A 22,249-nucleotide genomic window follows, 5' to 3' on the forward strand; every position below is an offset into this window, starting at 1 on the left:
ACACTTCCTCCAGTTGCCAGACAATGCCTAACATAAAAACGCAAAAGCCCAAAAGTCAGAGCTTAGGTGTTCTAGGCGTTTTCTAAGCGCTGAAGAAATACGTCTTACCGTAGATTGCGTGCGTTTCTGAAGCACATTTTCCTTATACATGGCTTTATCCCAGGCAGCTTCATCAAGCTCTTGGAGTAACAAGCCAGTAATAATGCGACACTCTCGGGTTTGTAGCGAGCCGCTGGTGAGATCGGAGTTATAGCGGAAAGGGGTCATTTGTAATTATTTGTGGGTGGAGGATAGTTAACTTATTATTGTAGTTGGAAGAGGCTGCTTTCCAAACATTAGCACCTCGTAATGCTTGTTACTGTATATTAATTTATGCTCTTAGCGCATGTTAATGGGCTATTACAATGCATAATGTCCACATCAAGATAACTGTGGCTTAACACCTGTACAAGCGAAAAAAATCAATCACCTGTCCGGAAATACGGGATCACTGTAAAGTGTTGGTGAGGCAGTCTAGGAGGGGGATTTAATTTGGGATACTGATGAAAGGATTATGATCAGTTGGATATAGGATCGTACTAAGCTGAGCGGCAGGTTAGCTAGATTAGTTAACCAGATAAGTGAAATCTAGTTCCAAACTATTTTGTCATTTTTAATTTTCGTATTAGCTTACGACGCTACACCCAGTTCCCATCTATTTTGTCACTCTTCCCTAAATAATCCTTAAAAACTCCATTTCCACCCCTCCCAGTTCCCAACTATTTTGTCCGCCCACAATGATTGAAATATTTGAAAACAGTAATCCAACGGGTGATTGTTTTTTTGTACAATCTAAAGGAACTGTCAGTTCATTTGATGAAACTGTAAAACTAAGTTTTCCTGTTAAAACAATAAAATACGCATTATTATTTAACGTTCCTTTTTTTATATTTTATACATCCATACCATCAAATGAAACTAAATACATATGGTTACAAAAGTATGTGGAAATACACCTTAATAATAAAAATCAAAAATGGCAGCAACAAGAATCAGTGACAATCACATTCCCTGAAGAAAATGATCTATCCTCGAATATTGAAAAAGTAAATGAACTATTAACGAATCACCGCGCAACGTCACAAAGTTTAGCATTTCTAAAAGTATATGAAGAATTAGTGTTTCACGCTAGAAATGTTTTATCTGGTGAATTTGGAGTGGGTCATACTTGTGTTATTTACTGTTATAAATTAGTAAAATTAAATTGGTTAATTAATTATCTAGCATCTAATACTTGTGTGAATATCGAAAGAATGAGTATTTTCAATATGAAAGATGCATTTGAAGAAATTGCAAGTACAAATATTATTGACAATGAAAACAGGAACGTAATTACTGAACAATTAAAATTATTGAGCGAATTGAAACAAATTATTATATCAACAGAATCAAGAGAAGAACTAGGCTGTGAAAATTACGGTTTATTCCCATTTTAATTACATCAAGTGAAATAAACATGCGAAATCTAACGGTATGGACATTATCTGAAATAACAAAACTATTCGGAACCATTAATGAGCCGTTTTTCATCGAAAAGATATGCAGATTTACCGGACGTAGTGTAAATGATGTCCTCTCAAAATTATTGAACATGGGGTTGTGTGAAATAAACTATAAGGATAATAAGATATCTACGGCTAGGAATACTAATTTAAATCACCTCATTCCTCATTCATCATTTATTCCTAAATTATTAGAACTTGGTTGGATATATGAGTTATCAAACAGGGAGGAATCTCTTAAAGCCCCCAAGTGGTGGGTAAGTAATGATCAATTCCCTATGAGCAACACTAACGATTTGAATCGTAATGAAACAGTATGGGTTAATGAAGAAATTCATACAGTTATCTCCATGATACAAAACAAGATGAACCTAAGCTCAATCGCAGATAAGATACATAGAAATCAATCATCTATAACTACAATGTTAATGGATCTTGGTATTTTGGAATGCATTGACAAGCAAGAAATATTTTTGTCTGAAGTTAATGAAGTGAAACTTTCAAAGTATACATTTAATAATGCGCTTGTTCTTATTAATCATGGATGGGTTGTTACTAGCAATAATTTACATGCGCCTAATTGGTGGCTTGAAAACAACAAGGATAATGAGAATGTCCATAATATCCACTGCAATGAAAGTGAAAAAATAACCGGTAGTGACAGCAGACAATTGTATATGTTTGTTAAAACTGAATTAGAGGGTATCCTAAACACTATTCATGAAAATAAGCGTATCGACGAATTGTCAGATGTCACGTATTTGGGTTATACACTGTCAGACTTAACAACCTACATTGGTATTACTTCAGTTAGGGCAGGGCAGCTCACAAGGAACAATAAAACCCACATGAGTTATTTTATGGATAAACCTTATAATATAAAGAAAATGTTGATTAACTTTGGTTGGAAAGTTTCAGAGGATTCATTAGCAGCTCCTGAATGGTGGTCTAATGAAGAATAAATACACTACATTCATTCGGATCATTTTTTTAACCGTCATTTGTGTATATCCAGCATATATGTTAATTCGAAAAAGAAATATAATTGATATTTCAGTATTAATATTAACTGTTTTAATTGCATTAGTAGGCGATTTTGTTGAATCTATTCCGTTAATTGAATTGTCTAAGGTATTCGCATCATTCTTTCTTCTTACAATTTATGTATATTGCTATCATATCTATTTTGAACACTCTAAAAATCATATTGATTCAATCAGCTTTAAAACAGTTAATAATAAGATAGGACATCTTGTTTTTTCCAGTGACACTATATGTTATTTTTTGCCTTTAAAAATAAGTAGCCACTTTAATATGTTATGGTTTTATGGATATTTGAGAGCCATAACCATGCACCACCAAAATAGAAAGTGATACTTTTATGACTGTTTACTAAGAAAAAAGATACTACATAACGGGTACATTGCCTTTTTGATTTCTGAAGGCTGAAGGTCATGAACTTCATAAGTACCCTTATTATTGCACTTATCCTACGAATTCTTTACCTCGTATATCGTAAACGTAAGCCTAGTTTTTATACTGTCAGTTTGGTAATAATTTCACTTATTGTATGGTCCGTTAAATCCTACCTATTGGACTATTACATTATCCCTACATCCTCTATGGCACCGACATTGAAAGCTGGTGATCTCATTTTTGCAAAGCCGGTTGATGCGCAAAAAGAGCAATTGATGCGTGGGGATATCGTGATTTTCCGAGCTCCTGCATTCCCTTCATTCATTTATGTAAAACGCATTATCGGATTGGCTGGCGATACTGTCACTTATACCGATGATAAGTCGGTCCAGATCAACGGAAGGATGATCGGGCAGCTAAACCTTCATAATGACCATACGAGTACCTATCAGGCGCTTCAGGAACGTAATGCGCAACAATATGAGTACGTCATTGATAACCGTAAACCATTCGTTAAGCCAATTTATACACAATGGGTAATCCCTGATGGATATGTTTTTGTTCTTGGCGATAACAGGGATCACTCATGGGATTCACGGTTTTTTGAAAATGCGGTTGGAACTCCACGGCATTTGCGAGGGCTTGTTAAAAAGGAACTTTTGATAAGCCGGTATTTAGCCACGGCTTTTACACTTGAGTTTATGAAAAGCGATTTTGATATAGGGGAGAATAGCTTAAAAGTAATTTCTGAAGCTCAAACGGCAGAGGGGAATGATGGGGATAAATAGAAGCTGTATCGCATTAGTTTGCTTTTTCTTGTCCTCTTGTGGTTCTACCACAGGGGCGATCACTACACACGAGCATCTTGTGACGCAAGCCGCACAAGATAAGCATGTCAGTTCTGGTGGCTTCGACAGAGTAGCTGATACCTATGTACTGGCAAGAGAGATTACTGGTCTTGAATCCAACGAAATAAAGCAACTCTATGAGGTGAAGGGGAGTGGCAACACATTAATAAAAATTGATATGGCATCTATACCATGCTCGATATTGCTTAAAAAGAACACAAGTCAAAGTAGTGAGATTTGGCTTATAACTGATATGGGTTGCAATGAATATTTATAAAATCTCAGTAATCAGCTCCCTTTTATTTTCTTCTATGTCATACAGCAAACCTGTTTTTATAGGAGATTCACTTACCTATGAGATAGCTAAAGGGTACAGCACAATCCAAGCTGTTGATGCTCGATACAAAGTAGGTAGCGGATTATCCACAAAGAAGATCCTTGATTGGCAGAGATACGCAGAGCAATTCAGTTTTGAAAAATACGATACCGTTTATGTGATTCTCGGTACTAACGACCATGTTCAAATATCAGAAAAAGAAAAGTACACCTCTAAAGTTCGGCATTTTATCCAAACCATAAAAGCCAGAAACCAAAATGTGATCTGGTTACTTCCTCCAACCCTTAAAGACCCCGCCAAAAACAGACTATTAGATAACACTCGGCAAGCCATAATGACGGCTTCGCAGATAGAGGGGATCACCACCGTAGATACACGAACGGTTCTTGGTGAAACATACAAGGATGTCATAGATGGGACAACAGTTCGCACAAAGGATGGAATACATATCACTCCGAACGGAGCCTTACTTACTGTGACACAGCTACTATTTTAGTAAATTGGAATGTTGTAATGAGAAGAAAGCGTAGATTTAAGAAACGAAATCCCTATGTAACTAATATGAATATTGCTTTTATATTCTATATGACCACTCTGGTATTTCTTAGATTTGATTCTATTGCGAGAGTTTTAACTTTAGTAATACCTTTATTTGCTGTTTATATATTGTCACCTAGCAGCAAAATATTGCGGTTACACAAGAAAAAGAAACCTGAATGGGCTTCAGTGGGAATCAAAAGAAATGCCCCTCTATTAAACCCTCAAGTTGCATTAGTGATAATTGCTGTTACCGCAATAACTGTATTTTTTCTTCGTTATGATCATGTGATAACAACGAAAATCATACAACTGATATGGGGAGATATTAAAACAGCATATGCTGATATTTTCGGGAAAAGCAGTGCGAATAAATTATTCTCTCTGAGGAATATCCCAGTTTGTACATATTATACATTCCATATATTACGCTCGTGCGTTGCATTTCTGCTCGTGGCTTATTCTGCAAGTGTCTATTTTCGTTATAAACAACAAACTATGTTTAAAAAGGTACTTTTTAACGCCACCTATCATGAAGATGCATTGCAATTTATCCGAGAACTATCATGGAGAGAATTTGAGGAATTTATAAGAGAGTTATTCAACAGCCTTGGGTACAGAGCTACTGTAACTAATTATGGTCCAGATGGTGGGAAAGATATCATTATGGAACGTGATGGAATCAAAGTTTTCGCTCAATGCAAACACTGGAAATCTGACAATGTAGGTGTTGCTATCGCTCGTGAAATGGTTGGTGTACTAGAAGCAGAACCCGAATTTAAGCATGTATTTCTAGTCACATCAGGTAAGTTTTCTAACGATGCAGTTCTATACAGTCACAGAACATCCGACCGTCTGACACTCATGGATGGAAAAATGATAGCCGATAAATTATTGCTGTTAAGAAAGTAATTTATTGCTGTTAAGAAAGTAATCCGCTTTTAGAACCATTGCGCCCTATTCGTAGGGCGTAATTCTATAACATATAGCAGATACACGTAACACAGATTATTGAGGCTCAAAATGACGGATGTTTCTTCCAATACTAAAAAAAATGAAAGTAAAAAAGGACTTGGTTTTCTTCTGAATAAAAAATCCATGATTGCAGTTGCAGTTTCAGCGGGTGCAATAGCAGCATTTGTTTTACTAAAACCAGCAACAGACGCGACAGAAATTGATGTTAATTATTATAGTGACGTTGAAACCTCTATTCCTGTTTTTAACAATCCAAAAGAGGCAGAACCAGAATCGAACAGTGCCGAGAACGTAGCTAAAACCGATTCTCCGACATCTGAAGCTAAATCCGACACTGTTACAGGTGACGTAGCTAAAACGCTTTCAGAAGCAGTAGAGGAACATTCTGGCGATACAGAAAAACAGAATCCATCTGATAGCGAACAAAGCATTAATGACATGCTTGAGCATGTTAGCGAAGCAGCTACTTCAGTAGTGGAACACACTCAGGCATTAAGTACCAATTTTACAGGTCAACCACCTGCACCGGCAGCTCAGGAACTCAGTGATGTGTATTACAGCAATCAGGCTCCTACTCAGCAACAAGACTTTAAAAACGTATTCGATGCAGCGTTGGAAGAAAGAAACAAACGTCTTGAAATTGACCAAAACCTCGACTATGTAGGGAAGCAATTAACGATCCCCTACGCTCCAAATTCACAAACTAAAGTTTATCTATACCGTAATTTTTCGGTGAAAATTTTCCTACCTGCACAACCCGAAGCCGTGAAAGAGCTTAATTATTTCATCAATGGCTCTGACCATGACGATCATTTCGATATCAAATTATTACCAAATAATATTTTGCTTTTATCGAAAAAACCAAGTTCTGAAGTGTGGGGCGGCACAGACTTATTCATCACTCACGGTAAGCAAAATTATACATTTATATTACTGAGCGCGAAAAACCCAGATGAAAGAACTGATTCTATTCACTATGAAAAGTAAGCGCGCACACCACCAGTAAATGATCGTTAACTCTCCCAAAACCACCTTACAGCCCCTTTTGGGGCTTTTTGGATTCAAAATGGAAAAATACACGAGTCTGAGAACAATAGCTGACGATATTCAGATGTACCCATATTCATATCTTTTATGCCGTCAATTATTAAAAGAGGAATACATCGAGGGCGAGGCTGTGATTGGTATCTATAAGAAAGAACTGGTCCAAACTCCGGAGACAGAATTAGCTTACACGAACAGTATTTTGCAATACTCATGGATCGAGACAAAGGCTCATACCATCATAGACCCTTTAATTGATTTCCGCGCCGGAAACCAAGCGGTTAACCTTAACGAAAGAAGCAAAACTGCAAATTATCATGCTGGCGTAAATCCCTTGAAAATTACGAAGGAATTACTTCCAAAACATCGTTGCTCTGATGAAGTGTTTACACTCATGAGAGGAGCTGAATCAGAGGCTATGAGGCGAATTTTAGGTCTAGAACAAAACCCCAATGGGATCACAATGACTGAAGCGGCTTATATAGCAAATTATCATACGTGCAATTACCTAGGGTATGATAGAATTATTTTGAATTTTTTTATTAAACACAAATTAACATCAATCCTAATAAACGAATAATTGTGACTTTGTTCACGTGCAAAATAAAACAATATAAGAGTAAATCATGCCAGATTTAGAATACTACTTACTTTCCCCTGCTTCACACAAAGGCGTAGAAAATGAACATGCAAATTCAGGTAGAATGTTAGACCGATATTTGAATACTAATGGTCGTTGGAGTGCTTTTCCGCCCAAGAAAAACATTAGTTTATTATATTGGAACTCAAGAGATGAAATATTAAAATCCGCTGAAATTGCAATTAACTCGGGGCGAAATGTGCATATTTGTAAAATATCAACAACTGAAAAAGTAAACCAAGATAGAATGATTAATTACAACGAAAATCATTTGTCCTGCCTAACAGGATATATAAAATAACTACTCGTGAGATTACATGCAGATATGTGTAATATATCTGCATTTGATTATTTATTTTGTAAATTTAAAATTAATATTTTTTCTTTCCTTTTTTATAATTTTCTTCTTTTCTTGCTCTATAAACTCACTTAAAAAGGTATAAAATTCCTCCGGATTCTTTTTAACCGTTTCCTTTAATAAATCATAAGCCTCTTGATTATATGGTGTGTAATTGGTTAGGAGTTGGTCTAAATATTCCGTTTTATTATTTGCAACTCTTACCCCATATATTCTATAAATAATATATCCAGCCAGAATTGACAAAGGAAAAGAAAAAAATAAACTTATCTCAAACTTAATAGATAAAACTAGCAGAAATATAAAAAATACTGCAATAGCCGGTCTAAATGTTAAATTAGCCAATTCACGATTAACTTGCACCTCATCTTGTTCAAAGCACCGTTGAATCTGCATAAGGCTTGATTTCTTTGTTTTTGACATAATACTCTCCTTTATTAGTTTTGATTCGCTATGATTTATTATCATCAAATAGTTGTCAGATTTACTTGGTCTGAGTTAAAAACAAATGAAGTTCATCCGGTGTAACTATTGGAATAGTTCTTTTTTTATCCTTTCTGTACTTTATTAATGAGATTATTTCCATAATTACCATTGATACAGATAAGGCTTTCGTGGCTCTTGTTACTGCAACATATAACAAATTTAATTCATCATTAATAAATATTAGATTCTGTTTTTGTTTTGGTGTTTTCTCAATATATTCAACTAATGAAACATAATCATCATCAATCTCAATATATTCCCATTCAAGTCCTTTCGATGAATGTGCAGTTACAAGCGTTAAATCAGCATCATTGTAATTATTAACTGCTGCTTCTTTAATTTTATCAACCAGCTCTAGAATATCAGGCTCATTTTCAATTAGATGTATCGTCCTTTTCAATGTATTGTCGCCTGAGTTCTCTGCAACGCTTACAACGCGATTCCAATTGGGGTAGTCATATAAAAATGCTTTTCTCTTTATCATTTTAGTATTGCCGATATACAGATAGTAAAAATCAGCAATATCGTCTAAAGCATACCTATCAATACCACCTACGAAGAACACTTTTTTACCACATCTTCCAGCTTCAATTGCATTGATCAACACAGATAGATTGGTGCGTGAAATCACTGTTCTAGGGAAGATATTCTTGACTTCAGCTTTACTTATGAGCCTATCAGTAATACCGGTCGTTTTAAGGCTAACAGTCTCCCCTTTTAACATCAGTATGGCATTTGCTATAGCAGCTACACATCGTCCAAACCGATAGGACGTAGTTAAACGCAATATCTGAGCTCCATCACGTACAGATGCATCTAGGGCATCATTTGCCCCACGCCACCGGTTGATCATCTGGTGCGTATCACCAACAAAGATTCGTTTGCACTCACATTTATCAAGCATTGCCTTCGTTACTAAGTTGGCATCCTGTGCTTCATCAAACAAAATTATGTCGAACCATGTATGCAGGGGAGGGGCGACCAACTGGAAATATTTTATGTAAAAGTCAGGGGGGGCAGGAAAATCACTTTGAGGGTCAGCCTGTAATTCAAAAATGAGTTTTGCATTTTCTAAAGCGCTTTTCCGAACATTATCAGCATGTTTTTTACCATTGCTTGTGTTCTCTGTTGGAACGTGATGTATCTGTAAAGAATAATCATCAGACCTATAAAATTTATTTAAAGTCTCGATTATGAGAAATTGCAATTGAACAGATGTAATGTTTAGTAGCCTTGCCACATCGAATCCATTGAAATTAAACTTCATTTTGTATTTCAAATTCTTCAAATACCGATATGCCATTGCATGAGTGGTGATCACTTTGGTATTAGAAGGAAATTTTTGTGATGCTTCTGTCTGTATGCCTTTGTTGTAGGCTAAGTACAAAATACGTTTATCCGGATTACGCTTTGCCAATTGAGTCAATATGAAGGTTTTTCCAGAACCTGCATAAGCCTGACAACAAATATACTTTTCTTCTGAGGCTAAAATTGCTTCTTGTTCTTGAGAAAGAGTGATTTTTGGCATACCTTTCAATCCATTACTATTCGCAGGAATGGAGAATATCATAGAAATGAAGCGACTTTAGAGGGTAATGAAATTCTTAAGGGAGCGAAATTTATAATAATAAAGCCGTATATAAATACGGCTTTCTGTATAACGAGATTTTATTTGCCAATTATAAAACTGGCAGTGCAGTGGTCACTGCTACTGATGAAGTCATGATACCGTTGATGATATCCGGTGCGTAGTACAGACCAATTGCCGCACCAACCGCCACTGCAAAGGTCATTAACGACTGACGAACAACCGCCGCCGCAATACCAACAACGACAATCAGACCCACTAACACACGTCCTAATGACCCCTGCATATATGCAGTGATTTGCATCCATACTTCTTTGAAACCGGACTGTTCGGTTCCTTTGCCATAGGCGAACATAACTGCCAATGCCGCTACACACAACACAGCTAAAACTACGAAAAGCAGTTTTTTGGTATCAATTTTAGGCATGGCACATGTTTTTACTAATTGCATATCTAACCCTTCTATATTTACAGTATTAAATTGACAGCAAACTACTATCAACGTGGATTTTACATTTACTAATTAATATTTATCTTTTGAAAGGTTGCTAAAACGAATTGGTTTTATTGTGATTTTTTCATCATGACTTCGATGGTGTTTACAAACATATCCATTGGTACAGCACCTTCTATCACACGTTTTTCTCCTGTTTTATTATCAACTATTACCGTTGTAGGAGTGCCTGAAACACCAAGAGCTCGACTTTCTGCCTTGTCTTTATCTAAAGTTAACTTTACAGAATCAGTTTTAAGGCATGTGTTATACGCAACAGGGTCTAACTCAAACATTCCGACCATATCTGCGGTAGCAAAATCAATTTCATGATTCCCCCACATTGAAATGATCTTCCAGTGATTGTCAGTGTTTTGAGCGCCAGCGCAGAGCATTTTCACGGCATAATCCGTAGCATTCGGCTCGTGGAATGGTAGAGGGCTGTTTTTCCATTTCCAATTGACTAAGCCACCGTTCGCCTTATCAACTAATGTTTTAGGAGTAGACGCGAAACGTTGGCAATATGGACATTGGAAATCCATATATGTTACAAGCGAAAATCTTGCGTTTTCATTGCCATACGTTAGTGTGTTGGAATCAAGCTGGACCTGAGAAAGATTGAGATCTGGTTCTTCAGGTTGCGCTTCAGGCTGTTGCACCGGCTCAGTATTTTCGGACAGAGACAAAATTTTGCTTAAAGACTGATTTACACCCGCACTTTCTGTTTTTATATGATTTTGAATAGTAATTGACGAAGCCAATAGTGCATTCGTTTCCTTTAACTCACTTGTGGTTAAATAGGTACTGGTTATTCCTACGCCAACCATTGTAGTTAAAAGCGCAATCACTGATTTTTGATACGTTGATAATTTATTCATAATGAAAAATACCTTTCTACTTTATTGCAGGTGATGGTTCGTTTTGGTTATTAATATAGATTTTCATCCGGTAGTTTTTGAGAGAATCGGGTTCTCCATTTTGCAAAATAGCCAATTCTTCATTAGTTAATTTATGCTCCGGATCTGAACAGTATTTTTCTTTAATACGAATATATTCATTTCGAGAATTTCTATTTTCAGGTGTTTCCTTCAGAAAATAGCTTCGTGAATTTTCTCCGCAAAACGATGGTAATTCGGGTTTGGCATATATGTGCGATGAACTACTGCGAGCCAAACTACTTATTAATAGGTCTGTATGAAAGCTACGGTCCACAGGAATATGCTTTTTGCCTTGGTCGTAGATCTCGTATGGTGATGCAATAACGTGCCTGTACCCTTGTTGTCGCAATGATGCTCCCCCCCTATTCGTATCTTTCCAATTTTCACGATAGGTATAGTCAGCAGGATAAGTAGCTGTTACTGCTTTTCGGGCAATTCGCTTATCAATTACGTCATTGGCTGTACCGCCATAACCCGATTCAATGCTAATTGTGGATGTTTTTACATAATTTCCGCACCCAAATATGGGCTTATCTGCGCTACTGCAACCTGATAAGGATGTCGCAAGCAGACAACAAAATATAAATGACTTTTTCATCTAAGTTCCTCACTGAAAATCGTGGTGAGTATGAACTATTTAGGTGCAGTTTTTCCCGATATAACAATGCAAAACGGTTCTAATTATGAAATTGCAAATTTAAAAACAGGTAACATTGTTGCATCAAAAAATCCTAAAAATTTAGAGAAGCAGGTTCACCGAATGTTTATAAATTGGTTAAAATCCATACTGAAATCAGGGAAAGATCCCTTCTCGGTAGATGTGTCAACATTGCCAGATATGCAGGACTCACAGCATTCCATACTTCAAAAAGGTGAGATTGAAATTCCGGATGATATTAAATCTCAAATAGAAACATTCAAAATGCCGATTGGATATCCGCCAAAAATTGAAGGATATCCTGCAAGAATCAGCGGAAAACAATTGCTGATTAAAACCCAAGCGGAAATGATCACAAAAATCAAAAGAGAAATGCAAATCGGTGAGCTATTTGATGAATTGGTCATGCCACTACTATGTAATACTGCTGATTTTATACACTTACTACCGGCTTCTGAAGCACATCACCACAGAGCTCAAGGAGGGCTTTTACGACACAGTTTAGAAGTCTGTTACATCGCAGTTAAGCACACAAAGACCACTGACTTTGATAGCAATGAAACCCCTGAAGAACGGTCTGCTAACGCTTTGAAATGGCGTCTTGCAGTGGCTGTAACAGCATTACTGCACGACATTGGTAAACCAGTGTCTGACTATGAAATTTGGGATCAGACTGGTGTATATCAGTGGAAACCGAGTGGAAAAAACCTGTTTCATTGGGCTGTTGAACACGATATAGAAAGATATTTTTTACAGTGGAACAAGAAAAGGCATAACAATCATAGAATTATAGCACCTTCGCTTATTGAAAAAATTGTTCCTGCGAAAGTGATAGAACTACTTCAGCAAAATAGTAAAAACCTATATTTCAAAGTTATAGAGGCAATTTCTAACAGCGATAACATGGAACTGGCGGATAAAAAAACAATCAATGGCAATCAGTTGTTTAATATTCTGTTACTCGCAGACCGAGCCTCTGTTGCAAATGACCTTAAATTGACATCAGGTGATGCGATACGCGCTGCCGGTTCTGGTGTATCAACTATTCAGCGTCTGGTTGATACTATGCGCCAATTTATATCATCAGGTCGTTGGACCCCAAACGTTCCTCCTAGTCCGATTTGGTCAACGCCAGATGGGGTCTACATTATTTGGGCTAGTGCCGCTGAAGAATTATGCAAAGAGATAAAAAACCTTGGAATTTTTATCCCACAATCAGCAGATAGTTTAGGTGAGATACTATTAGCTCATGATGTAATCATTGAAGCGCCAAGAGGTTCACTCTATTGGAAGATTGCACCAAAAAAGTTACTCAAATCAGCGTCGTTTATAAAAGATCCAGACACGTTCTTTTACTGCGTGAAATTAGCTTCAGACGAATTACTATTTGGCGAAAATATAAAGCCAACACATGCATCTGTTTATGTCAAAAACGAAACGAGTTGGGTTAGTTTTGAACCAAAAACAGGAACTAATGTAGAAATCACAGGTGAAAAAACTGAACCAACTATCGTAAACAATGATTTTAAGCATCAACCGATTGATATTGTAGATAAAATAATAAATGATACACCTCCAGAATCTGATAATGTAACTAGCATAATGGAAACGCTTGAAGAACTAGCCATTATCGAGCCGGTATGTAATGAACAAGCCGTTGAAGTACCTGAAGTTCAAGTTATAGCAGCATGTGATCTCAAGATACAGGGTGGTGATACACTGCCAGTAGGCAATCCTGCTTCTGAGATAACCCATAAACACAGCCTAGGGTTAAAAGAACGGATTATTGCCATGAGTAAACCGTCAGTAGCACTACCAATGAAATCACTGACTGATATACCAGTAGCTACTCAATTATCTGAGCAGAAATCATTGTTTGCAGACGTGAAACTTGATGACACCGACTCCGTAGAGATTACAACTCAAAAGGGTATGCATAGTGATATCTATATTACAGCTGATCTTCATATCAGAGAGGCTTTTGAAATATATCTATTAGGGCTTTCAAAAAAACAGTTAATTAGCAACATAAATCAAAATCACTTACTGGTTGATGATAAACTCGAAATACCCTCGGCATGGAAAGCCAGAAGCCCTCAAGCATCGCGTTCTAAAGATGATGAAGCGCTGGTGCTTTTAAGATCAAATTTCTATCTTGTTTTGAAAAAAGAATTACTCATTGATGTATTTATCATCACTGGATTTTCTGAAATTGAACAAATGTTAAATCCAGTCATTCCTGACTTAGCAACTTCATTAATTGAAGATGTCATATTTTCTATTCACAATGAAAACGACATTTCAGAAAACCAATTTAAAACGATTCAATATATAGAGTTGAGTCGGACAGAACTTATTGAAATATCTGCTAAGTTGGGGGTGTCTCAAACGACATTCAAACAAATCATGGCTGTTAGGTTTGAAAGCTACAACAGCCATTTTGGACTTCAATTTATGCGAGAAAAACAATGAGTGATTGGAAACATTTAATGCCATTTCGTACTAACTACGAGATGTATGAAGTTTGTGGTTGGGGAACCGGTGTATTAGCTACGGTCGGTGTTGGTACATATCTATCAATGCCTCTAACTGCTACGCTATCTGCTGCTGCGATACAAAGCATTTTCGCTATGAAATCATTGCCAAATGCAATTAAAATTGCAGTCTTGCATAAAAACCTAAAAACCAGACCGGCTCCTACGTTTACTTCAGCCTATGATGTTGTCAAAGAAATGATGAACAATCGCGACACGACATTGATAGGTAAAGGCTTTACATGGCGGCATGAGCATGGACAACGGGCATATGAAATTTTAAAAAGTGGTGTTGCTGACAGGTTTTTACCTAATGATCATGAAAGCATGGGGCACGGTTGGATTCATAAATTAGGGAATTCAAATGAGTGGATCAGCGTACCTGACGACTTAATGACGCTACATACGTCATTAACTGGTACTACGGGTTCCGGTAAAACGACTCTTTACAAATTACTTATTCTGCAAGCTGCTTTAAAACGGCAACCTCTTATTCTAATTGACCCTAAAAATGATGAGGAACTTGCTGATTATATGTACAAGTGCATGAAACTAATGGAACGAGAAGATGATTTTTATTATCTTTCCATTGCACACTTGGATAAATCCAACCGGATTTCACCAATATCAAATTATTCCAACTCAACTGAAGTAGCCAGCCGTATTATTTCCGTTATCCAGAAGGCTGATAACACAACTGATCCATTTATTTCATTTGCGACAATGACGTTGACAACTATTGTGCAGTTGATGAATTTCGCAAACGTAAAGCCTACTCTTGTAAATATAAAAGCACAGCTTGGTACTAATTTGGGTAATTTTGCTGAATTACTTGTTAAAGCAATCGACAAATTAGGATATGAGCTATTTCCTGATGTATACGACTCACTTCTTGATCGTAGACTAGAACATCAATCAATGACTAGAACGACAGGAACTATCGAGAACCATGCCGGAATAAGAATCACTATCTATCTGAATGATATTGCAAAAATTAAGGAATATACATTCATTAAAAGTGGAATTGACCTATTTCAGCATAATCGTGAACATTTCCAAAAGATGATATTAACGGCACTACCTGTATTAAGCATGTTAACTAGTGATGGGTTAGATGAAGTATTGTCACCGTCCAGTGAGAATATTGATGATGAAAGAGTCATTACTAATATGAAAGATATCATCAATACAAACGGGATGATGTATTTAGGGCTTAATTCTCTTGCTGATGGTGATAAAGGAAACGCTGTTGGCTCAATATTTCTAAGCGATATCACTGCTGTTGCGGCTGATATTTATAACTATGCAAAACCGCGCGGTGAAAAGAAACGCGATACAAATATTCTTATTGATGAAGCTGCTGAAGTTATCAACGATCAGGTTATTCGGCTTCAAAATAAAGGGAGAGGGGCAGGGTTTAAGTTATTCATTGCCTCACAGTCTACCACTGACTACGTTGCTACCCTTGGCTCTGAAGCGAAAAAAGAACAAGTTAGTATAAATGCGAACCATAACATTGCATTACGGACTATCAATATTCAAGGTCAAAAAGATTTAATAGAAAGAATACCAACTACAAATTTCAAGTACATCCAAAGAGGGCATGGTACGAGTTCGGGGGAAGATCCAGAAAAAATCACCGGAAGTATTGGTGAGCGATTGATGGAGGTTGAGAGTGAGTTATTTCCTCCACAACTATTAGGAAACCTCCCAAATCTAGAGTTTTGCGCTATTTTAAAAGCGGGGAATATATGTAAAGGTCAAATTCCAATTGTACAATTACCAACCAGCGAAAAAGAAGTATTAAAGTTAAAGATGCTAATCAAAGAATTTAATAAGGCACGTTAAATGGATAATATTGTCCCAGAGTATGAGTTTAGATCCAATGCAAGCGACATATATTTTGCTCGTTTTCTTCTCCAGTGGAATATTTGTAGCCGTCAGATCATATTGATGCTTCTATCTATGAAGGACACTGAATTTGAAACCATTTTCTGTGACTACTTCAACGAACAAATTGAGAAATATTATCAAAGAAAAAAAACTGATTTGAAGATTTCAGATTGGGACAATCTAGCAATAGTCATTTCAAAATCCATAATTTTTCTTTCAAAGTTAAATAACACTTCGCCTTTAGATGAATATCACAAGTATAAATTCCCTGAAAGGTTAGATAATAGCGTTATTTCCAGTTTCTAAAGAGGTTATTAATGTCAGCCGATACACAATCTAACGGTAGCTCAATTAAAAAACTGTTACTTACGGTAACAGTTTTACTCATTATCATGTCATTGTTTATCCCTGCTGAATGGTATAAATCAAACATGGTTAGCGAGTTAAAAATGGGCGAATTGATTACTGGTAAAAGTGGTTTTCATAGCCAGATTCTCCCATTTGCCAATGAGTTATATAATGACTTTTTTGTTCAAACCGGTATCAACTCTGCGTTAACAAATTACTATGCACCATTGCCAGTGTCAGCTGATCCGCTGGAGCAAACGTTTAACAATATAAGTGGGATTTTCTATCCATTTTTCATTAACTTAGCGAAAATGATAAATTACCATAACTATATGATTGTATATCGTATGGCTCTTTTATCATTTTGGTTGCCGTTCTTTTGTATCATTTTAGTACCCTCACTCATTGCCGGTGTTTGCAGATGGAAGCGGAAGCAATACGACTTCTCATATGTATCACCCTTTTTAAACAGACGTAGTATGAAGCTCATAGGGTTGACTGTTTTCTTGGTTGCAGTATCAATTTTGATACCACTGCCCGTACCACCAGTTATAAATGCAGTCATGACATTATTTGTTATACCGACTTCCATTATTTTAATGATCAGTAACCTCCCTAAGCAAATCTAAAAACAATCATCATTGTTTTAATACCCTTCTGCCAAAAAAAACCCCGATAGATTGGTACATTATGCCTCTGTCGGGGGGTCCTATGCTTAATAAATCCAGTCATTTAATTACGTCAGTTTTAGCGAGTATTTTTGTTTTCAATATCATTACGTTGGCTGTCAATTTTCATTTGTCTAACACGCTTAGAACATTTAATAGCGATATTTCAAAAGTCACATTGAGCTCTGTCTATCTTGAAGATGAAAGCGAACTTGTATTGAAGTTATTTGAGCTCACTAAAGATGAACTCGAAGCGACTAATCAAATGCCACAAAGGAAAATGATTTCTCGTAGCGATTTAATAGAACTTGGTCAGAAGAAATGAAAAAAATAACTTTTACACACGTCAGTGTTGTTGCTCTTGCAGCATTAACTGCTTTTACGGGTACGAAAACATACTTTTTAAATGCTGATATGAATGAAATTCAGATAGCAGTTGACAGTATTGAAATACCTAAAATAGCCAATGATGATGATTTGGCGAACTTTTTTAGCACGTATATCGCTGCAACTGGTTATAAACCAACAACTCTAAAAACACCTGAACAAATCTCAGAGAGCAATAAAAGTACACTCGAACAACCGTCACCAACGAATGATCGCGTTTACGGGAACATAAATGCACCATTTTTATTGATTCACTATTCTGATTTTGAGTGTCCGTATTGCGGTCAGGAGTTTCCTGAATTACTCGATTTCGTTGATTCATCCGGCGGTAACGTAGCTCTTGTGTTCAAACACACACTTGGTCATGGTCAACGCTCGCTGTATCTATCAACGTTGACAGAGTGTGCATATGCGCAAAAGGGTAATTATGGTTTTTTTGAAGTTGCGAAATTCATTTTCGATTCTCAACGAAGTGGCGGATTTAGCACGCCTATTGCTCAATTAGCAAGTAGTTATAGTCTCGATGAGACAGTGTTTCAGAGCTGCGTAAACAGCAATAGCAGCAACGCGAAAATTTTATTCGATACACAAGAAGCCATTGGTCTTAACTTTGACCGAACTCCAAGCACTATCGTTTCATATCAAGAAAAAGCGGTTCCGTTACAAGGCGCAGTTCCATTAAACGAAATCAAAGCAGTAATGGGACAGTTAACACAAGTCAATTAGTTGATATATAAGGTATTTAAAATGAGTAAGGTAGTAAATATATCTCACAGTGTTGATGATCCACCTAAGCTATTTTTCTGGACCGTTGACGAGCTATTTCCATTCATGGTCATGATCGGTATTGGAGTTTTTACTGGAAAATTATTAACCATGATCGCGGTTGGCGTTGTTCTTAGCAAGATATATGGACGTTTTCTTGATAAAGCATCTGATAAATATTTAGCCCATTTGGTCTACTGGCGATTTGGCATCGGTGACAACAAAATTACATTTATTCCTGATTCATTTGACAGAGAATTCTACTGATGAAATTTTTCAAAATGACAAAAACAGTTTCCAGATTACAGGAAACATCAAAAGTCCTATCACTATCTAATTTATGCACTGGCTTCATTGCGATTGGGTTACTGTTACTTCTGTACGGAAAGAATGAAAAGATCATTATTGTTCCGCCTAACTTACAAACAACTGGCTGGATTGATGAAAATGAAGGTTCTACGGCATATATGCAATCGTGGGCGAGTTATATCGCAACGTTACTTGGCAACACTAATCCCTCATCAGTAAATTTCGTTAAATCCTCATTAGCGCCGTTTCTTTCTCCCAATAGCTACCAACGGATCATGCTAAGTATTGATGATGCAATCAGTCAGATAAATCGTGACCGTGTATCACTGTCATTTACACCAACTCGCATTTCAACAGACCCGAAAGCGAAGGGCGTCTACTTTGTCGAGGGTTCACAAGAAGTTAAAAGTGTGACAGGGAGAACTACGACTAAGACAGTTCATTACATTGTCACAGTTTATATTCGTGGCTATAAGCCCGTTATCGAAGATATTCAATTAAAGAATGGGGATGCATATTTGCCGACTTATGAGCAGGAAGCAAACGGCGGTGTGTTACCAGATGATTCACAGTCTAAAGAAATTATCGAAGGAAGTAGAATAAATGATTAATTATCAGGCGAAGTTCAATTGTAAGGTTTTGCTTCTTTCACTAGCTTTGAGCTCATTCGCTTCAGCGAAAACTATTTCTGTCTATGGTCAGGATCAACAACCTTCAGGCGGTGCTGAGAATCAATCCAGCTCGATTAAAGAGATTGCTTCAGACGACCTAAATATTCAACCGGTGCCATCGTCTGTCATTTCATCAAAAGCTAAAACTAATTCCCGTATGACATACACAATTCGTTCAGGTGAAAACACGTTAATTCCAGTCTCGTTAGGACAACCTAACAGAATTGTTACACCGTTTTCAGAACCGGTTGTTCAAACGATAAAAAAGAATGAAATAAAAATAAGACAGGAGGGTAATGTAATTTACTTTACTGCATTCAAAGATAACCCTGTTGCTATGTACATCACGAATAAAGGTGATGAAAGTAAAGCAATCTCATTATCCCTTCACCCACAAAAAAGACCACCTGTTGAAGCAACCCTTCTTTTAGAAAAAGATGATGGAAACATGGCTGTATATAACAGCGGTAAGTATTACACCCCCACAGCCTCGGGTAATAAGGACGTGGCGGATAAATGGGAAAAAAGTGACTCATACACTCGTACCATTACTAAATTACTCAGGAGTGTTGCATTAGGTGATGTACCCGCTGGCTATGAAATTATGGGGATCAATAATGCTGGCATTTCTATACCTAATTGCGCGTTCAGAACAAATAGCCCACAAGATAATATCAAATACACCTTCAGCGAAGGGCAGTATCTGTCCGGCAGTAATTTCGGCGTAATAATTGGTGTAGCGAAAAACGTTGGTAACACAACTGTCACTGTTGATGAGTCACTGTGTACGCACCCAAGATTAGCGGCAAGAGCACTTTGGAGTAATAACACGTTAGAACCACAGCAATCTACTGAGGCTTATTTTGTAATTCGTAAATCTAATACGGCAGAGGAAACACGTTCTGAAAATTCTCGCCCTCGTTTAGCGGAGTAATGCATGTCTATCAAAGACCAATACGAAAACCTGAGCCCCAAACAGAAAAAAATAGTCTTATGGGGTGGGGGAGGGTTATTACTGGTAACTGCTTTGTATTTTTTAACCAGTGAACCTGATTATCCAACTGCTGTATCGGCTGTGAATAATAAACCAGTGACAAATTTACTCACTAATGCTGACACGCAGGGCGTTAGCCAAGAATCAATCGCCGCTGATTTGCGACGAATTGATGACAGAATTGATAGCCTGTTATCAGTACAAGAATCGTATAAAAAGGAAGTTACACAACTGTATGCTCAACAAAAAATATTAGAGAATCAAAAAAATGATCTTGCTACTGAGCTAAAAGAACAGCTTGATAAGCAAGTAAAAGAGAAGATGAACACACCGGATTATACGAATAGTTTCTCCAATACCGGCAGATCATCAAATCAGGTGGGAGGTGGTCGTAATCTGAATGATGTTTATGAAAATGATATACCGTACAGTCCGAACACAACACAGGAAGCAAATACGTCCGGATCAGATGAAGAATACCCTGAGCTGACGACCTATGATGGTACAAATAATCACGACTCAGAATCCAAAGCGAATAATACATTATCAAAATCCGAAACGGATGCAAATGTGAGCCCTGAGCTGGAAGGAACGTACTTACCGGCTGGCTCTATTATTTCCACAGTTGCTTTGTCAGGGATGGATGCACCCACAGCGAAAGCGGCAAGAGAACACCCTTATCCAATGTTAGTGCGAGTGAAAAGAGAAGCCATTTTACCTAATAACTACACTGCGGATATTCGTGATTGTGCAATTATTAGCAGTGGCTATGGCGAGCTATCATCAGAACGTGCCTACTTACGCAGTAACACGATCTCCTGCATCAGAGAAGATGGGGCAGTTATTGAAGCAACCTTTGATTCGTATGCCGTCGGAGAGGATGGGAAAATCGGTATTCGTGGGCGCTTAGTAACAAAACAGGGGCAATATCTTGCGAAAGCGCTTATTGCAGGATTTCTTCAAGCTGGCTCGGAAATGTTCAGTGTTCAGCAAATTCCGTCTATCACGTTAACACAGGACGGAATAGGACCAACACAGTCACCTTATCAACAAATTAACAGCAATAAGGTACAAGGTGCAGCAATGAAAGGCGTAGGCAGCGCACTCAATCGGTTAGCTGACTTTTACATGGATATGGCACAAGACCTGTTCCCTGTAATTGAAATTGACCCTGCCAGATCAATAGATTTTGTTGTCACAAAAGGCGTTCAACTTCAATTCAGACAAACTAATTAAAATACGGACTTACTCTATGAAATTTTTACTATTGCCACTGATGGTTTTAACTACCCTTTCATTAACCGCCTGTTCATCTCTTATGGTCGGTGAAACAGAGTTTGGCTGTAAAGGTATGCCTAATTCAGTAACGTGTATGAGTGTTCGTGACGTACACAAATTGACTGATGGTGAAAACTATCAAGAAAAAATTGATACGGTTTCTCAAATGCAGCTCAACGGAGAAGTAGTAAGCAAAAGCGATATGGATAACATACTCAAATCAGAAAATAGTAAATGGGTTGGTACGGAGTCTGGACAATATGTGCCTGTGCCAAAACCTGCGGCAAACCCACAACCCATTAGAAGCGAGTCGATGGTAATGCGTGTTTTAATCGACCCATACGAAAACACAGATGGAGATCTTATCATCACAGGGTATGTCTACACAGAGATATCGCCTCGTAAATGGGAAGTCGGTGTTTCTCGTCCAGATCGCAAGCACAATGCGGTTCTCAAACCACTACAAACACCAGATAACCGAAAATAGCTAGTGGTCAGCAACAATTTTAAAAAGGACTTTTTAAGTCCTTTTTTTATTACCAG

General features: G+C 37.2%; 26 protein-coding genes. 20 read left to right on the forward strand and 6 right to left on the reverse strand.

Annotated features, from left to right (window positions below):
* Positions 1-27: 27 nt before the first annotated feature.
* Complete coding sequence (locus M1E96_RS21200) at positions 28-267, reverse strand: BrxA family protein (RefSeq protein ID WP_001353740.1); 240 nt, start codon at positions 265-267, stop codon at positions 28-30.
* 509 nt (positions 268-776) lie between these two features.
* Here M1E96_RS21200 and M1E96_RS21205 point away from each other — a divergent pair.
* From M1E96_RS21205 to M1E96_RS21245, 9 genes are all read left to right on the forward strand, one after another.
* The gene (locus M1E96_RS21205) at positions 777-1,475 is read left to right on the forward strand and encodes a DUF4365 domain-containing protein (protein WP_072070783.1); all 699 of its coding nucleotides are present in this window, start codon (positions 777-779) and stop codon (positions 1,473-1,475) included.
* 20 nt (positions 1,476-1,495) lie between these two features.
* Positions 1,496-2,503, forward strand: coding sequence for a hypothetical protein (locus M1E96_RS21210; RefSeq protein WP_159242424.1), 1,008 nt, complete (start codon positions 1,496-1,498; stop codon positions 2,501-2,503).
* 492 nt (positions 2,504-2,995) lie between these two features.
* On the forward strand, positions 2,996-3,745 hold the full coding sequence (gene lepB / locus M1E96_RS21215) for a signal peptidase I (RefSeq protein WP_071547986.1): 750 nt from the start codon (positions 2,996-2,998) through the stop codon (positions 3,743-3,745).
* Positions 3,729-4,082, forward strand: coding sequence for a hypothetical protein (locus M1E96_RS21220; RefSeq protein WP_135017213.1), 354 nt, complete (start codon positions 3,729-3,731; stop codon positions 4,080-4,082). Before lepB ends, M1E96_RS21220 begins: the two co-directional genes overlap by 17 nt.
* Positions 4,069-4,638, forward strand: coding sequence for a GDSL-type esterase/lipase family protein (locus M1E96_RS21225; RefSeq protein ID WP_072070780.1), 570 nt, complete (start codon positions 4,069-4,071; stop codon positions 4,636-4,638). The genes M1E96_RS21220 and M1E96_RS21225 overlap by 14 nt, the downstream gene beginning before the upstream one ends.
* Positions 4,639-4,655: 17 nt before the next feature.
* Positions 4,656-5,591, forward strand: coding sequence for a restriction endonuclease (locus M1E96_RS21230; RefSeq protein ID WP_023159951.1), 936 nt, complete (start codon positions 4,656-4,658; stop codon positions 5,589-5,591).
* 111 nt (positions 5,592-5,702) lie between these two features.
* On the forward strand, positions 5,703-6,641 hold the full coding sequence (locus tag M1E96_RS21235) for a hypothetical protein (protein WP_072070779.1): 939 nt from the start codon (positions 5,703-5,705) through the stop codon (positions 6,639-6,641).
* Positions 6,642-6,720: 79 nt separating this feature from the next.
* Positions 6,721-7,278, forward strand: coding sequence for a hypothetical protein (locus M1E96_RS21240; protein WP_072070778.1), 558 nt, complete (start codon positions 6,721-6,723; stop codon positions 7,276-7,278).
* Positions 7,279-7,324: 46 nt separating this feature from the next.
* Positions 7,325-7,639, forward strand: a complete 315-nt coding sequence (locus tag M1E96_RS21245; RefSeq protein WP_072070777.1) for a hypothetical protein — start codon at positions 7,325-7,327, stop codon at positions 7,637-7,639.
* 51 nt (positions 7,640-7,690) lie between these two features.
* Here the strand turns inward: M1E96_RS21245 and M1E96_RS21250 are convergent, their stop codons facing one another.
* From M1E96_RS21250 to M1E96_RS21270, 5 genes are all read right to left on the reverse strand, one after another.
* Positions 7,691-8,119 carry a hypothetical protein gene (locus M1E96_RS21250; protein WP_072070776.1) on the reverse strand — a complete coding sequence of 143 codons (429 nt, stop codon included), beginning with the start codon at positions 8,117-8,119 and terminating at the stop codon, positions 7,691-7,693.
* A 61-nt stretch (positions 8,120-8,180) separates the two neighbouring features.
* Positions 8,181-9,710: a UvrD-helicase domain-containing protein gene (locus M1E96_RS21255; RefSeq protein ID WP_159242426.1), complete on the reverse strand. Its 1,530-nt coding sequence runs from the start codon at positions 9,708-9,710 to the stop codon at positions 8,181-8,183.
* 151 nt (positions 9,711-9,861) lie between these two features.
* Positions 9,862-10,197, reverse strand: a complete 336-nt coding sequence (gene traA, locus M1E96_RS21260; RefSeq protein ID WP_048607694.1) for a TraA family conjugative transfer protein — start codon at positions 10,195-10,197, stop codon at positions 9,862-9,864.
* Between the two features lie 137 nt (positions 10,198-10,334).
* Positions 10,335-11,141, reverse strand: a complete 807-nt coding sequence (locus M1E96_RS21265) for a thioredoxin domain-containing protein (RefSeq protein WP_048607623.1) — start codon at positions 11,139-11,141, stop codon at positions 10,335-10,337.
* A 16-nt stretch (positions 11,142-11,157) separates the two neighbouring features.
* Positions 11,158-11,799, reverse strand: a complete 642-nt coding sequence (locus M1E96_RS21270; RefSeq protein ID WP_048607622.1) for a hypothetical protein — start codon at positions 11,797-11,799, stop codon at positions 11,158-11,160.
* A 30-nt stretch (positions 11,800-11,829) separates the two neighbouring features.
* On the opposite strand from M1E96_RS21270, the gene mobH reads away from it, so the two are divergent.
* From mobH to traV, 11 genes are all read left to right on the forward strand, one after another.
* Entirely contained in the window at positions 11,830-14,331 is a 2,502-nt protein-coding gene (gene mobH, locus M1E96_RS21275) for a MobH family relaxase (RefSeq protein WP_072070774.1), read from the forward strand.
* Positions 14,328-16,241 carry a conjugative transfer system coupling protein TraD gene (gene traD, locus M1E96_RS21280; protein ID WP_023159939.1) on the forward strand — a complete coding sequence of 638 codons (1,914 nt, stop codon included), beginning with the start codon at positions 14,328-14,330 and terminating at the stop codon, positions 16,239-16,241. Before mobH ends, traD begins: the two co-directional genes overlap by 4 nt.
* Positions 16,242-16,592, forward strand: a complete 351-nt coding sequence (locus tag M1E96_RS21285) for a hypothetical protein (protein WP_072070773.1) — start codon at positions 16,242-16,244, stop codon at positions 16,590-16,592. It begins immediately after the preceding gene.
* An 11-nt stretch (positions 16,593-16,603) separates the two neighbouring features.
* Complete coding sequence (locus M1E96_RS21290; protein WP_023159938.1) at positions 16,604-17,263, forward strand: DUF4400 domain-containing protein; 660 nt, start codon at positions 16,604-16,606, stop codon at positions 17,261-17,263.
* 82 nt (positions 17,264-17,345) lie between these two features.
* The gene (locus M1E96_RS21295; protein ID WP_072070772.1) at positions 17,346-17,627 is read left to right on the forward strand and encodes a hypothetical protein; all 282 of its coding nucleotides are present in this window, start codon (positions 17,346-17,348) and stop codon (positions 17,625-17,627) included.
* Positions 17,624-18,415: a thioredoxin domain-containing protein gene (locus M1E96_RS21300; protein WP_023159937.1), complete on the forward strand. Its 792-nt coding sequence runs from the start codon at positions 17,624-17,626 to the stop codon at positions 18,413-18,415. The genes M1E96_RS21295 and M1E96_RS21300 overlap by 4 nt, the downstream gene beginning before the upstream one ends.
* A 21-nt stretch (positions 18,416-18,436) precedes the next feature.
* Positions 18,437-18,721, forward strand: coding sequence for a type IV conjugative transfer system protein TraL (gene traL, locus M1E96_RS21305; protein WP_023159936.1), 285 nt, complete (start codon positions 18,437-18,439; stop codon positions 18,719-18,721).
* Positions 18,721-19,374, forward strand: a complete 654-nt coding sequence (locus M1E96_RS21310) for a TraE/TraK family type IV conjugative transfer system protein (RefSeq protein ID WP_023159935.1) — start codon at positions 18,721-18,723, stop codon at positions 19,372-19,374. Before traL ends, M1E96_RS21310 begins: the two co-directional genes overlap by 1 nt.
* Complete coding sequence (locus M1E96_RS21315) at positions 19,367-20,368, forward strand: type-F conjugative transfer system secretin TraK (protein ID WP_023159934.1); 1,002 nt, start codon at positions 19,367-19,369, stop codon at positions 20,366-20,368. The genes M1E96_RS21310 and M1E96_RS21315 overlap by 8 nt, the downstream gene beginning before the upstream one ends.
* 3 nt (positions 20,369-20,371) lie before the next feature.
* Positions 20,372-21,664: a TraB/VirB10 family protein gene (locus M1E96_RS21320; RefSeq protein WP_023159933.1), complete on the forward strand. Its 1,293-nt coding sequence runs from the start codon at positions 20,372-20,374 to the stop codon at positions 21,662-21,664.
* Positions 21,665-21,680: 16 nt separating this feature from the next.
* Positions 21,681-22,193 (forward strand): type IV conjugative transfer system lipoprotein TraV, encoded by a 513-nt coding sequence (gene traV / locus M1E96_RS21325; RefSeq protein ID WP_023159932.1) that lies wholly within the window; start codon positions 21,681-21,683, stop codon positions 22,191-22,193.
* Positions 22,194-22,249 lie beyond the last annotated feature (56 nt).

Origin of the sequence: Providencia sp. PROV236, assembly GCF_033676985.1 — a bacterium.
Classification (GTDB): domain Bacteria; phylum Pseudomonadota; class Gammaproteobacteria; order Enterobacterales; family Enterobacteriaceae; genus Providencia; species Providencia manganoxydans.